Raw genomic sequence first — 14,081 nt, forward strand, 5'->3', positions numbered from 1 at the left:
GAAAATTATTGAGAGCTTTGATGATATCCGGACATGAATTTCTAAAAAGCCAATCAAACGGCGGAAAAAAATGTGCGTATCGTAATTATTTATTGTTGAAAGAGTATTTTGGAGAAAATAATCTTTTTGTATGTACTTTTGATACACAACCGGAAGAAAAACAAAATGTACGCACTTTTTTTTCACATAAAAATAAAATGTCTCAAGTTATAAGTGCTTTGCGAGGAAGTATTATATGTGATACAAATGTTATACGTGATGTGATTTTCTACATTGAGAGTTTGGATATTGATATTATTTTTTGTGAACGCTCTATTATGGGAAATTTAATAAAAAAAGTAGTGGCTTCTTATCGTAAGAAAGGAAAATGTATTAAAGTAATTTTGTTTCAACAAAATGTTGAAAGAAATTATGTCTGGAATAAAGTAAAGCATGAAAGTTTATTTTATCTCATTCCATATTTTGCCTTTAAGAGAAATGAAAAAAGCATAATGGACTATGCCGATAAAATTATAACTTTAACATCCCGAGATCACAAACTGTTACAACAGGTTTATAACCGTGGGGCAGATTATATATTACCGATGACTTTTGATGATTTAGCTGCTCATCTGCCTACAGACTTTAAACAAGAGAAACCAGCCAACAGCAGAAATTTACTCTTTGTTGGTTCGTTATTTCAGCCAAATTATGAGGGGATATTATGGTTTGTTAATAATGTTATGCCTTTATTAACAAACTTAAATTTATGGATAGTCGGAAAAGATTGGGAACATGTTAAAGAAAAAATTGAAAAACAGAACATACAAGTTATTGGAACAGTAGATAGTCTGACTCCATATTATATGGACGCTGACGCCATGGTATTACCCATTTTTTATGGAGACGGTATGAAAATAAAGACTGCCGAAGCTATTATGTATGGTAAAACCGTATTCGCAACAGATGAAGCATTGGAAGGCTATGAAGTCGAAGATATAAAAAATATTTATCGCTGCAATACAAAAGAAGAATTCGTGAAAAGTATTGAATATTATTTTAATACTGGCACAACACCAAAAATCAACCCAGAAATCCGCTCTTTATTCCAATCCAAATACGAGACCAATGCTGTGAAAAAAGATTTTTTTAAATTTTTAAAGGAGATTTAAATAAAAATATAATGAAAACTTTTGCATTAGTTAGTATAACATTTTTGCTCATTTTTTTATGGATGAGCACATTTAATGATAATAAGAAATTACTAAAACAGATTGTTTTTGGATTAAGTATGTATACTGTCCAATACTATATTATTTCTATTATATTTCTGTTATTTGATAAATTTCGTATTAATAATGTTGTCATTACGTGTTTTGTGGTTAACGTTTTATTTTTCATATTTCGAAGAAAAAAAATAAAATATGCATTAGAGAGTATCGATTGGAATGTTAAAACAGATATATATCAAATTATTTTTATCGTAGTTGCTATAGTTTTATCCTTTAACAAATCTCAAGATATACGTACAATTTCTGATATGGGGATTTATTTTGAACGTTCCGTTGTATTGACAGGAAATAACACATCGAGCATACAAGAATTGAAGGAATACGGAAAAATTTCGGATTCTGTAGACAACGGGTTATGCAAACTTCAAGATGAATTAATAGGCTTGTATCAATTTGATGATAATGCTGACAACACCAGTTTTTCTTATGAATATCATTCTCTGCCAACATGGGTAACATTTATGGCGCTTTTCGGCAGGATTTTTGGTTTATTCAATGCACCGCATGTATTAACCTGGTTTTATGTGCTGGCAAGTATATGTTTATACTATTTAATAGAGAATATTAGTAAAAATAAATTAAATAAGTTTTTTTCTATTGCATTATTTTCTTTTTCTCCTATAATTATATATTTGTCAAAAACCACTCTGACCGAAATGAGTTTTTTGATGTTGCTATTTATCGGATTGCTTTTTTTATCTGAGAAAAATATATTTGCATCTATATGTGGGGGTATAGCGATAGGTTTACTGGGATTTGTTCATATTTCCATGTGTATGTATATCCCTATTTTTTTTGTTTCCCTATTTTTATTATCTTTTTTCTTTAAGCGGAAAGATTATGCTATTGCTAATATTGTTCAATGCTTAATGTATATGCTTTCATTGCCATACGTGTATAAAGTATCAAGCATCTATACATCACAGCAATTATCCAGATTTGGTTCATATTTTTCTACGATCCAGATTATATGTGGTTTAATGTTATTGAATTTAATGTTTATTGGAATTCAATTTGCAGGAATGGCACTGGTAAATTGTCAAGAATTGTATCGCCAAATCAAGCAGTGGCTTACGATCATTTTAGACCGAGGTTCATTAGTAGGATTAATTATTATTTTATTGGGAACTGTTTATGAAGCATACTGTCTTGGATTTACGGACAAATATTCTCATGGAGACGGGTCCTGGTGGCTGCGGAGTGTCTATGCTGGTAAAGGATTTGGCAGTTTAATCCATATTAATTTTGTAAGCATTGTAATGGCAACAAGCTTTATTTGTATTCCGATAATCATTATCTGGCAATTTCATAAAACAGAAAAAAGCATTCTTGAAAAAATAGTATATCTGGTAGTTCTCTATTCATGGGCAATATATACTTTTTTACAGGTAGATACTCCAAGCAACTACTATGCGTCCAGATACTATGCCATCATATTGGTACCTGCTGTTATTTTGCTTATGTCACTTATTATTAAAAAAGAAAAATATACTTTAGGCATTATAGCAATTGCCATAATTATTAATATTCCTTTTAATATTCATCATTTACAGGTAGTTGCATTTGACGGCCAACATAATCTGTACAAAGAAGTTACTGAACATATTGCAGAGGGAAGTACTGTTCTTTTGCCAGAAGGAACATCTCAACTTAACAGTATCTTAACCAATAATCTACGTCTGATGAATAGCAATGAAGTATATAATTTGGAAAATATTAATGAAGTAATGACATTTTATGATAAAAAACAAAACTATTATATAATTTCAGAGATTCCATTAGAACTCAATGGATGGGAACTCATTTTTGAAAAGAACTTCTCGCTATATGGAAATATCAGTACCGGAGGAATTCCATATCCGGTGAAAATGAATTCTTACAATATGGTTAGTTGTTATATTTATACTCAATAGAGGGATAAAGATGTTAAAAGAAGTAAAGAAATTTTCATATGCATTATTTTCTAACGGAATGGCCTTTGTGGCATCTGCAGTCATAACTTTAATTGCACCAAGATTTATGTCTGTGGAATCTTATGGTTATTTTCAATTATATATTTTCTATTTGACATATATTGGTCTGACATGTTTGGGATGGATTGATGGAATTGTCCTTAGATATGGCGGAGAATATTATGATAATCTCAATAAAAAATGTTTTAGCAGGCAATTTCAGCTGTTTTTTCTATCACAGATTATTATAGGCTTGGGATTTTCTTTGCTTGCCTATTTATTTATTCAAGATGTAAACAAAGAAATCGTATGTATCTTATTTGGAATTGCTATTTTTTTATCTATACCCTGCCAATTTTTCAGATATCTATTACAGGCAGTAAATAGAATCGAAGATTATTCTAAAAATTTGCTATTGGAAAAATTAGTATATGCCTCGTTGGTCATTATAGCGCTCATTTTGGGTATTGATAATTATGCTATTTTAATTTGCTGTGATTTAATTGGGAAATTGCTATCTTTATTGGTTATTGTCTATAAATGCCGTGATATCATATTCCATACTATGGAACCACTAAATAACGGAATAAGAGAAGCAAAGGAGAATATTATTGCTGGTTCAAAATTGCTGATTGCAAATAATGCTGGGTATTTCATTAATGGAATTGTCAGATATGCTATTGAAGCGCATTGGGATTTGATTGCTTTTGTAAAAGTGTCTTTAACGTTAAATATCTCTAATCTTCTGCTGACATTTGTTAGAGTCATTGGCATTGTCGTCTTTCCGGTATTAAAACGTATGGATAATGAAAAATTACCAGAAATGTATACAACGATTCGTTCGCTGCTGATGCCTGCTCTGTTTGGAATTTTATGTTTTTATTATCCTTTCAGGACTATTCTGGGAGCCTGGCTGCCTAAATATGAAGATAGTTTAATTTACATGGCGCTATTATTTCCAATATGTGTGTATGAAAGTAAAATGTCTTTACTGATTGAAACTTACATGAAAGCATTACGCAAAGAAAAATGGATGTTGTATATCAACTGTCTTACGATGTTCCTAAGCGGTTTTATGACCTATTTGACAGTTTATGTATTTGACAATCTTAATTACGCCGTATTAACATTAGTATTTTTGCTGGCATTTCGGTGCATTGTATCTGAATTGCTGATTCAAAAGCCGCTTGGTTTAAAATTCAAGAAAGATATTGTAACCGAAGCACTTTTAACTATCTTTTTTATGCTTTTCAACTGGTTCATTGGCGGATGGCCTGGCTTCATTTTGTACCTTGCTGCATATTCGGTATACCTAATATACAATTACAAAGAAATGTACTCTGTCTACAAAAATATAAAAAACTGGTACAGAAGAGCTGATTCACCAAAATAGCATAGAAGCCGGGCCCAAGGGTCTGCTGTCAAATTAATTTTAAAAGTGAAAGGATATAGTTATATGAGTGTATTATCAATTAAGGCTGCAACGAAAAATATAAAAGAACGTGATTCAGGGATAGAATCTTTAAAATTCCTTGCAGCTTTTCTCATCATAATTAGCCATGTCGTACAGACCTTAGGAACAAAAAATACATATGTCGCTTATTCAAATTATATGTTACCGCTTGCGGAATCAACAACAAGTGTTGAAAATTTCACACTGGCATGTTTAAGGTATTTTGGGGTTTTTGGAAATATGATCTTTTTTATTTGTACGGCATATTTCCTTCTTGAAAGTACTAAAATAAACCTCAAAAAATGGTTTTCTTTGTTAGCGGAGGTATGGAGCATATCGGTCATTATCCTGATAATTGTTTTATTTGCTAGAGGGGGCGCTAATCTTTCTAAAGATTTAATATTAAAAAGTTTTTTACCCATTACATTTGAAAACAATTGGTATATTACATGCTATTTGATGTTCTATCCTATACATGTTTTTTTAAACCGATTGATTTGGTCAATGAATCAAAAATTATTATTAAAATGTTGTTGCTCTTTGCTTGTTTTGTACAGCTTTTTTGATTTCCTTTTAAGAAAGTCATTTTATTCATCAGATTTAGTTTATTGGGTTGTTATCTATTTTGTTATCGCGTATCTGAAATATTACCTTAAAGATTTCAGAAATAACCGAAAAGCTAATGTAGTTCTTTTAAGCACAGGCATCATTTATCATCTTGGAATATTGTTATTAACAAATTATTTAGGCTTTAAAATTCCTGCTTTAAATGGAAGTGAATATTCTCGTGCGGTAACACCGCAAATCCGGCAGGCAGGGAACCGCCTGTCCGGGCTTGCGGAAACCGCTTATGCGAGTTTACTCGCGTAGTTCTTTATCCAAACCATATACCTCACGCATTGATCTATCATGTTCAGCATCAATGCTTGTGATATTTATTCGATAGCTGTCGTGGGCAATACGGTCAATGATTGCATCTGCCAGAGGACTGTCACCACCGCCGAGCTGCTCATACCATTCCTCGAATGCATACTGGGAACAGAAAATCGTTGAAGATTTCTTACGTCTCCTATGAAGTAGTTCGAAGATGTCCCTTTGTTCTGAATTCGTTGGTTTCAATAGAAGCCACTCATCCAGGATCAGAACAACTGGATTGGCATACTTCGCCATGACTTTTTTGTAGTTACCATCTGTCCGTGCTGTCTCTAGATCAATAAGCAGATCAGGGAGTCGGACATACTTGGTATTGAAATACTGCTTACAAGCCTCCATGCCAAAGGCACAGGCCATGTATGTTTTACCACAGCCTGTAGCGCCGGTGATAAAAAGATTTCGGTGTTCAGATATATATTCGCAAGTTGCAAGTCGGTTAATGAGATCCTTGTTAAGCTTGCGCCCGGAAGTGTAATTGATATCTATGATATTTGCTTCCGGCTGGTCGAATCCAGCATTATGGATTAGCCGTTTCAGACGGTTGTTTTTCCGATTGCTGTATTCAATGTCTACCAGCATACCAAAGCGATCCTCAAATGGTACTTCTCTAAATTTAGGATCAGCCAGCTGGTTGCGGAATGCATCTGCCATAGTGGTAAGGCGCATTTCAATTAATTTATCAATTGTACTCTGATTGGTCATATGTGTTTACCTCCGATAGTAATCGGCACCTCTTGTGATGCCGTGTGCTTTATGTGTGGTCGTGGATTCAGTAGTTTCTGATTCTGGCTTTACAGAACCGGTTACAAGGATGTTTTTAATACTCTTGTAACTGGGCGAAGATGTATAGGACAATGCCTTTTTACAGGCTGTTTCAAGCAATGCATCTGAGTATTTCTCGGCAAGCTTCAGAAGCCCCATACAACTTCGGTAGGTCTGTTGTTCCACATGTTTGGAGGTCAGTATTGCATTGACCACAGTGTACGTATTTATGCCAATCCGCTCAGCCCATTTGCGGAACCGGTCGCCGTTCCATCCCAGATATTTCTGGTGGTCTTCCGGCATATGTTCCGTGACCGTGCTGTACTGCCCAGGGCGTCCTTTCAGACGACGGTGGGAAGCAATGCGGTTATGGTTGTAGAAAATTTCAATAGTGGTATCTGTTATCTTTACATCCACTTTCTTTTTGATGTATTCATAAGGAACTGAGTATAGCATTCCATCCACAGATATGTGATAATTGAACTGGACGGTGGCTGTCTTCCAGTCGCTCAGTTCAAAACGGGTAGAAGGTAATGGTGCCAGCAATGGTTTTTCTTCCTCAAGAAATAAGCTTCGCCGACTACCCTCTTTCTTTTGAAAGAGCCTTTGGTTGAACAGTTCAAGCTTGTCTCTGATTGCACGATTTAATTCGGCAAGGGAGAAGAACTGTTCATCCCGAAGTGCTGCTGTAATCCAGGTAGAGATATTTCCTACCGTTCCTTCAGCATTCGGCTTATCCTTGGGAGCCCTGACACGTGCCGGAATAATAGCAGTTCCATAATGCTCAGCCAGTTCCTGATAGGTCTCATTGATCTGCTGGTCTTTCCATCCGCCATTATGAACAACTGCAGTTTTGCAGTTATCCGGTACGAGGATTCTGGCGACACCACCAAAATATTCGTACATATGGACATGTGCATTGATCCATGATCTCTGTTTCATATCCAGAAATGCTTCCACGTATGCGTACTGGCTGTAAGTCATTACACCGACAAATATGTATGCTTTGATGATTTCGTCGGTATCAGGATCAATGACTGTTGCTGGTTCACCTGCCCAGTCAACTTCAACCTGCTCACCGGGTTTACGGTTGATATGCATGGTAGCACGATGTTTCTGCTCATCCTGTTGGATGTGGTAGCAGAATTGTGAATACATGAGTGGTTCATCGCCATTGGCACGGCAATCCTCCATGTATTCCGTCCAAAGGAGTTTTTTACTGACTCCATTACGGAGCAACTCCTTACGAATGTAAGCGTAGTCAGGCATCCTCTTATTGGATGTGACTTGATTTACAGAAGGGAAAAACTTTTCTGCAAGTACAGCATCAGTATCGCTTTCATCAAGCGGCCAGGAAATATCTAATTCCTTAGCCCGCCTTAAAACGCGATTGACCGTCTTCTTGGAGACATTGCAGCTGTAGGCAATGTTCTGCTGACTGAGTCCCAGACTACTAAGTCTGAGGATCTCTCGATACTTGGTCATAGTCATGACCTCCTTTGAATGTATTTACACCTCGGTGCATGATTACATTCTAAAGGATTTATGATATAGGTTTCCACCACCGGAATGGTGGTTTCCTTAAAAACGGATTTGCGGTTTCCTATCCCCGGACAGCAGGGACACGGAGACCGGATTATTCATGGAAGGTTGTGGTACTGGTTTTCCAATTGTAATCCTTTTATATTGATGATTGCCATTGCTGTATTTAACCTTTGTAAAAGTCTGCACTTTAGAAGCAAAATTATCAATTATCTTGCTGGATGCTCACTGTTGATTTATATCATCCATGAAAATATAATTTTAAGGACACATTACCGACCGGAAATTTTGCGCTATATCTATGAGCATTTTGGTTATAGTAATATAATACTTTGGGTATTAGCAATAAGCATTGTAATATTTACTTTTTCTTTAATTTGCTCTTTAATATATCGGTTGCTGCTGCAAAAGCTTATCTATAAGGAAAGCGCTATCTTTTTCGGGTGGATAAAGAAAGGCTGGAAACGATTTGAGAACTATGCCATAAAATTTTAATCATGCTCCTGAAAAGGGTATCAAAAGCCGTCGAATTCTTTGCCTGCTTTTGATACCCTTTTAAATTGATTTTTCTTACTGAATCCTTGACAGAATTATTTTTTATGTATGAACTCATTAACACATTACCGAAGCTCTCTGGGGTACCAAAGTATCTCCCGGAACTATCAGCAACTTAAATAAAAAAGCCTATGAGCACATTGAATCCTGGCGTACGCGCCCGCTGTCCAGTAACTATCCCTATGTGTATGTAGACGGCATTTATTTAAAACGTAGCTGGGGCGGTGAAATTCAAAATGTTTCGATTCTTGTCGCCATTGGCGTGAGCCAGGACGGCTGCCGAGAGATCATTGGCGTTTCAGAAGGCATGAAAGAAGATAAGGAAAGCTGGCGTTCATTTTTCGTCTGGCTCAAAGAGCGCGGCCTCACAGGTGTTCGTCTCATCATTTATACACGATGAACGAATTTCTTTTGTTTAGCTATAATAAAAGGTCCTTCTATGAATTAGATTTTATCATAGGAGAACCTTTGGTGATATATTCAAAGAAAAAGTTTCACACTGCCTTCTCGGAATTCCGCTCCAACATTTGTTTTAGAACCGTATTATTTAACAGTTACTTTTTGGGTACTGATACCTTTTTGATTTAATAGTTCATTTAACTGTTTACCCTTGACATAGATCTTCCAGGAAGATGTTGTATTACAGTCCGTAATTTCATAGTATTCTTCCAAATATAAGGTCAATGTATCCAGACTTGTTTCTGAAACAATAAACATATTCTCTATAGTGTATCTATTTTGGTCTCTTTGCGTTACAACATAAAAGTCTGGAAACTGAAATTGATAGGCACATCGTATCAATTCATCCTCCAGATAAATCACTTTATACTCTGCCGGCAAACCATCTATCTGTTCAAACAGACTGCTCAATGGATGCGTACTTTCCATATAATATTTATCTTCTGGAATTAAAACATTGGTTATGCCTCTGAATCCTATACATAAAAAAATAATTATATATATTCCACAAATGGTATTATATTTTAATTTGTTTCTAAAAATAATCAGCATTGAAAAAATGGCCAATGAAATAACGCCGATAGTAATCAGTGGTGCAGAATAATTCTCAACCGTTACAAACCCCCGTCCCATTTCTGTTAAATCTGCAAAACCATTAATTGTTACCAAATTATGTGTCCAAGTGGAAACATTATTTAATCTTTCAGCAATATCATAACAAAAAAACAGAGTTACTAAGCCGAAGAGGATAATCGAAATTTTTCGTTTATATTTATTTAACTTATTTAACAAGACATATATGCCTAAAAAACTCAACATCATCGCTGAAGGCTCAATATATCTTCCGTAGAGCAATTTATCACTTCTTCTTAAGTTAACTTCTGCATAGTAATACATGATATCTTTTAAGAAAAATAATGCGCCTAAAATAAAAGCTCCTATAAAAAACAATTCAATAAATGTAATCACAATAAAATACTGTTTATTTTCCACCTTGCGTTTTTTTAGTATGCTGAACATAGTAAATATAATTTCTATCAATCCTAAGATTACCAATCCAAAACTAGAAACAGAAATATTATATATCCATCCACAAAAAATCCTTATGATAGTTTTCAAACCATTTATAGAAAAAATGATTCCTATCATTTCTTTATTGAAAACGCTGCCTATAGACGAATTCTGACTAAATTCTCCAATTGGAAAAATATTTTCCCGAATCCATCCATTAATTTTTAAATCTAAATAACAAAAACCTAAAATAACTAATAGAAAAAAGATAAACTCTTTTAAATATTTTTTTTCGCTGATAATAATATATCCAATAACAATTATGGTTGTTAATAGGATAACAATTCCTCGACTGTGCGCCATATACGCATAAGCTGAAAATAGCGAAGATAAAAATATGTTTTTTCTGAATGCTTTTTCATTACCTGTTTGAATATTGTCATATATATTCATTATTAAATAAAGCAATATCCATGGTAGTATGATTAACAGCACTTCGGCCCACGTGTGTTTAATATTAAGCACAAAAAAAGGTAATATGCCAATCACACCACTTATTGCTAATGATATTTTCATATCCATATGAAAATATTTTCGACATATTTTTAAGGAAAAATATGGTACACTTAGCGATAAAATTCCGTTAACAATTAATAATGTTTTATAAAGTATTGATGGATTATGTATCACAAAGAATATAGGTAAATATATTAAAGCTAATCCATATTTGTAATAATAACCGTCTGCTTGTAAATAATTCTTCCAATCATACCCCTGCATAAAGAAATCAAGACTTAAAGTATTAACCCCATCAATAAAGTATGGCGTATTTAAAAAAAAGCAGGGAACTGTATAAATAAGTAAAAGAATACCGAGAAAAGCTATTATTACTTTTTTTTTCTTAATACTATCAATTACCATTTTTTTGATTAATTTTCCTTTCTCAAGAACTTAAAAACAACAATAGAATCCTATCCCATCTTAAAAAGTTTTTAAATTTTAGTATTTAAATGAGAGGATTTTTTATAATTTATATCTGCAACAGTTAATGCGAGAAAATCACCAATTGTGTTTATGAGTCTATATATTACAATAGCAAACATTATAATATTCATGTCAAAATATGGGCCAAGCAAAATACTCAATATAAATTCCCGAACACCAACACCTCCTGGCGCACCTGGTAATAAAAAACCAAACAACCAAGATAATTGATATGCACCAATAATCAGGCAGATTTGAGATATTCCATCAAAAGATATATTCATCATTTTAGATAAAATTAAAATATATATTGTTCCTGTATATATGGCGAAAAAAACATACCATAAAATACATCCTGCAAACTTTTTAAAGTTTTTTTTGGAAAATATATTTTCATAACAATGCCATATCTTTTGTATATGTTTTCTAAATATGAGTAGTAATAAAATTAATATTACAAAAACAACCATTCCATATTCAATCCATTTTTGTTCAATAGTCCACTCATATTTCTGAAAAATTGTTTCCCGGCCTAAAAAGAAACCAATTAGCGCAATAACTCCAACTCCTAATATATTAGCTACGATATCCAGCACCGTAGAAAAGGCTATATCGGTATGTCTAAAATTATAATCAATGGCAATTTCATTGCGGCCAACATATTGAAACACATTTCCTGGTATATACTTCATGATGTTTGACTTACAAAAAGTCTTTTGAACGTAACAGTAGGGCAGCTTTTTTCGTGTTATTATCTCAATAATCCTCCACCATGAAAATGGAATCATCAGGAGATGGACTGCGTATACTACTGTTAAGATAATTAACCAGGTAATATTTTGAATTGTCAGCAGTTTATCGTATTCAATATCCATTACAACAAGACGCCGTGTTATAAATATAATAGATATAATAGTTAATACATTACCTATATATTTCAAATATTTTTTGGTCATTGTCCATCAACCTTTTCTTGCATACTGAATTGTCTTTATCCCTGCCTTCACTAATGATGGAAAATGCATTAATTCGTTACTATATGCTTGATTTGCCAGAGGACATGCGCAATTCTTCTCTTTGATATATTTTCTCACCTGCTTGGCTTCTGGCGAATACCATAACTTCTGGAAATCGTAATTAAACTCCCTTAAATTTCCCATTTCTTTATCATAACCTAAAACGCAGCATGGCCATACGCCGCCGTCATAATTTATATGCACATTCGAAACACCTGCATAGCATGGAATGACCTGCGTGTGGGTTTCCAAGATTTTACCGGCGAGATCGTAATAAACAACACGCATAGCCTCCGTAGTTTTGGCCAGGGATTTCTTTTTCCCAATGTTCTCCTCGACTTTTCGCGAAAAATCTTTGATTAATTTTTGATAAACATCAGCCGGAGGTGTGATCGGGTCGTCTAAGTTAAAGAACTCTGTACGACATTCAGCAACTTCATTTCTATAACTTTCCACACCTAACGAATGGACAAAATCTTCAATTTCGTCTAAATGATTAATATTAAAATTTGAAATGACAGTTCCCAACTCCAAATGGAAATTATCATATTTTTCTTCTAATTTTTTGAGCCCTTCAATTGTTTCCAGCAATTTATCAAAATTCCCCTTTACTCCACGGATTTCATCGTGAAGTTCACCGACACCATCAATGGATGGTTTAACCGTAAACGGCACTGTTGGATCATATCGTCGAATGATTTTAATAATTTTTTCAGTATTGGCAATAATTGTTTTGGACATAATAGCGTTTGTTGGCGTATGAATAACTCTCGGCTTCAAATATTTACAAGCTAACGTTACTATTTGCGGTAAATCCTTACGCATGAATGGCTCCCCACCACTCATATTAAAGAAGTATACCGGCTTCATTGTTTTAAATATTTTTTCGATTTCATCTAATTTTAAATCCTTTTCAGGTCTACTTGGATCGTTGCAAAACATTTGTCCTATCTGGCAGGTTTTGCATCGTGATTGGCAGGCGGCCGTAACCGAATAAGTTACAGTCATCGGTTGAAATTTTTGACGATCAAACCACCGATTTAAACGATAATCAAATAAATATGGTGCCAATTTTGTGAATAAATCGCTTTTTTTCATTTTCCTATATCCTTCCTTGTGATTTGTACCAACGTATTGTTTTTTCTATGCCCTCTTCAAATGAATATGATGGTTCATACTCTAATTCCGATTTTGCTTTATTGATATCGAAAGTTCTGTCAACAATTGTTGATTTAATATTCGCATATGTCACAATTGGTTCTTTGCCCAAAATCGGAAAAAGAGTTTCTATAACTTTTGCTCCGAATAATGCCAGAAAGCTTGGAACAAAAAAATAAGGTGATTTTGTCCCAATGGCATTAACAATATCCTTTCGAAGTTCATCCATAGGGATGGACTGTTCCGATGCAATAATATAGGATTCTCCGGGGTGCCCATTTCCCAATGCTAAAATTGTTGCCGAAACCACATCTTTCACATAAACCAGAGGAGTGAGATTTTTTCCCAATCCCACTTTTGGAAAAACTCCTTTCTTCATTAAACGGCAAAATTTGTGAAATTCTCCATAACCACCCGGTCCATAGATCATACACGGACGTACAATTAACCCGGGAAATTGATGCTCTTTAAATGCTTTTATTACTATTTGTTCACTTCTATACTTACTCCTCTGATAAGGCGTTTTAGGATTTGGAAGTGACTGCTCATCTAAAACCGGGGATAACGCTGGTCCCATTGCCGCTGTACTGCTGAAATGAATAAATTTTTTCAATTGTTTACTGGATAAGAACTCTTTAATAAGATTTTTGGTCCCAATTTCATTTATATCGACAAATTGCTTGAAAGATTCTTCAGTTACTGCCGATACATGCCCCATTGCAGCCAAATGTATAACATAATCAATATTTTCTGAGATTCCTTTAAGCGTTTCAGGCTTTGTTACATCTCCCTGGATAAGATTTATCTCGCCGTATTTCTTTTTAAGTACTTTTCCTTTTTCCATATTTCTTACAAGACAAATTACTTTAAAATTACGCTTAAGCAATTCAGGTACTAAATGCCCGCCTACAAATCCCGTTGCACCTGTTACTAAAACATTCATTAGCTTCAATTCTCCTTTGATATCAATGTTTCAACCACTTCA

The 14,081-nt window shown here is 34.2% G+C and carries 10 protein-coding genes and 1 pseudogene; 5 read left to right on the plus strand and 6 right to left on the minus strand.

Annotated features, from left to right (window positions below):
* The 4 genes from EV212_RS13190 to EV212_RS13205 all read left to right on the plus strand — a co-directional run.
* Nucleotides 1-1,151: glycosyltransferase (locus EV212_RS13190; RefSeq protein ID WP_132094412.1), on the plus strand; the 1,151-nt coding region annotated here is incomplete at its 5' end.
* Between the two features lie 11 nt (nucleotides 1,152-1,162).
* The gene (locus EV212_RS13195) at nucleotides 1,163-3,184 is read left to right on the plus strand and encodes a hypothetical protein (RefSeq protein WP_165873388.1); all 2,022 of its coding nucleotides are present in this window, start codon (nucleotides 1,163-1,165) and stop codon (nucleotides 3,182-3,184) included.
* Nucleotides 3,185-3,194: 10 nt separating this feature from the next.
* The gene (locus EV212_RS13200; RefSeq protein WP_132094418.1) at nucleotides 3,195-4,616 is read left to right on the plus strand and encodes a lipopolysaccharide biosynthesis protein; all 1,422 of its coding nucleotides are present in this window, start codon (nucleotides 3,195-3,197) and stop codon (nucleotides 4,614-4,616) included.
* Nucleotides 4,617-4,679: 63 nt separating this feature from the next.
* Complete coding sequence (locus EV212_RS13205) at nucleotides 4,680-5,546, plus strand: acyltransferase family protein (RefSeq protein WP_132094421.1); 867 nt, start codon at nucleotides 4,680-4,682, stop codon at nucleotides 5,544-5,546.
* Here EV212_RS13205 and istB read toward each other — a convergent pair.
* Nucleotides 5,535-6,311, minus strand: a complete 777-nt coding sequence (gene istB, locus EV212_RS13210) for an IS21-like element helper ATPase IstB (protein ID WP_132094424.1) — start codon at nucleotides 6,309-6,311, stop codon at nucleotides 5,535-5,537. The genes EV212_RS13205 and istB overlap by 12 nt on opposite strands.
* Before the next feature lie 6 nt (nucleotides 6,312-6,317).
* Nucleotides 6,318-7,856 (minus strand): IS21 family transposase, encoded by a 1,539-nt coding sequence (gene istA / locus EV212_RS13215; protein ID WP_132094427.1) that lies wholly within the window; start codon nucleotides 7,854-7,856, stop codon nucleotides 6,318-6,320.
* A 676-nt stretch (nucleotides 7,857-8,532) separates the two neighbouring features.
* Between istA and EV212_RS13220 the strand changes: the two are divergent.
* A pseudogene (locus EV212_RS13220) lies at nucleotides 8,533-8,856 on the plus strand (transposase); the annotation flags it as partial.
* Nucleotides 8,857-9,011: 155 nt separating this feature from the next.
* On the opposite strand, the gene EV212_RS13225 reads toward EV212_RS13220, so the two are convergent.
* The 4 genes from EV212_RS13225 to EV212_RS13240 all read right to left on the minus strand — a co-directional run bounded on the left by EV212_RS13225 (nucleotide 9,012) and on the right by EV212_RS13240 (nucleotide 14,039).
* Nucleotides 9,012-10,859: a hypothetical protein gene (locus EV212_RS13225; RefSeq protein WP_132094430.1), complete on the minus strand. Its 1,848-nt coding sequence runs from the start codon at nucleotides 10,857-10,859 to the stop codon at nucleotides 9,012-9,014.
* Nucleotides 10,860-10,930: 71 nt separating this feature from the next.
* Nucleotides 10,931-11,878, minus strand: coding sequence for a lysylphosphatidylglycerol synthase domain-containing protein (locus EV212_RS13230; protein WP_132094433.1), 948 nt, complete (start codon nucleotides 11,876-11,878; stop codon nucleotides 10,931-10,933).
* Nucleotides 11,879-11,884: 6 nt separating this feature from the next.
* The gene (locus EV212_RS13235) at nucleotides 11,885-13,036 is read right to left on the minus strand and encodes a radical SAM/SPASM domain-containing protein (protein ID WP_132094436.1); all 1,152 of its coding nucleotides are present in this window, start codon (nucleotides 13,034-13,036) and stop codon (nucleotides 11,885-11,887) included.
* Between the two features lie 4 nt (nucleotides 13,037-13,040).
* On the minus strand, nucleotides 13,041-14,039 hold the full coding sequence (locus tag EV212_RS13240; RefSeq protein ID WP_165873389.1) for an NAD-dependent epimerase/dehydratase family protein: 999 nt from the start codon (nucleotides 14,037-14,039) through the stop codon (nucleotides 13,041-13,043).
* Nucleotides 14,040-14,081: the final 42 nt, after the last annotated feature.

Origin of the sequence: Frisingicoccus caecimuris (genome assembly GCF_004340975.1) — a bacterium.
GTDB lineage: Bacteria > Bacillota > Clostridia > Lachnospirales > Lachnospiraceae > Frisingicoccus > Frisingicoccus caecimuris.

Excerpts from the sequence above, each read along its gene's own strand:
- EV212_RS13195 (WP_165873388.1), top strand. The coding sequence starts at position 1,163 with ATGAAAACTTTTGCATTAGTTAGTATAACATTTTTGCTCATTTTTTTA.
- EV212_RS13200 (WP_132094418.1), top strand. The coding sequence starts at position 3,195 with ATGTTAAAAGAAGTAAAGAAATTTTCATATGCATTATTTTCTAACGGA.
- EV212_RS13205 (WP_132094421.1), top strand. The coding sequence starts at position 4,680 with ATGAGTGTATTATCAATTAAGGCTGCAACGAAAAATATAAAAGAACGT.
- istB (WP_132094424.1), bottom strand. The coding sequence starts at position 6,311 with ATGACCAATCAGAGTACAATTGATAAATTAATTGAAATGCGCCTTACC.
- istA (WP_132094427.1), bottom strand. The coding sequence starts at position 7,856 with ATGACCAAGTATCGAGAGATCCTCAGACTTAGTAGTCTGGGACTCAGT.
- EV212_RS13225 (WP_132094430.1), bottom strand. The coding sequence starts at position 10,859 with ATGGTAATTGATAGTATTAAGAAAAAAAAAGTAATAATAGCTTTTCTC.
- EV212_RS13230 (WP_132094433.1), bottom strand. The coding sequence starts at position 11,878 with ATGACCAAAAAATATTTGAAATATATAGGTAATGTATTAACTATTATA.
- EV212_RS13235 (WP_132094436.1), bottom strand. The coding sequence starts at position 13,036 with ATGAAAAAAAGCGATTTATTCACAAAATTGGCACCATATTTATTTGAT.
- EV212_RS13240 (WP_165873389.1), bottom strand. The coding sequence starts at position 14,039 with ATGAATGTTTTAGTAACAGGTGCAACGGGATTTGTAGGCGGGCATTTA.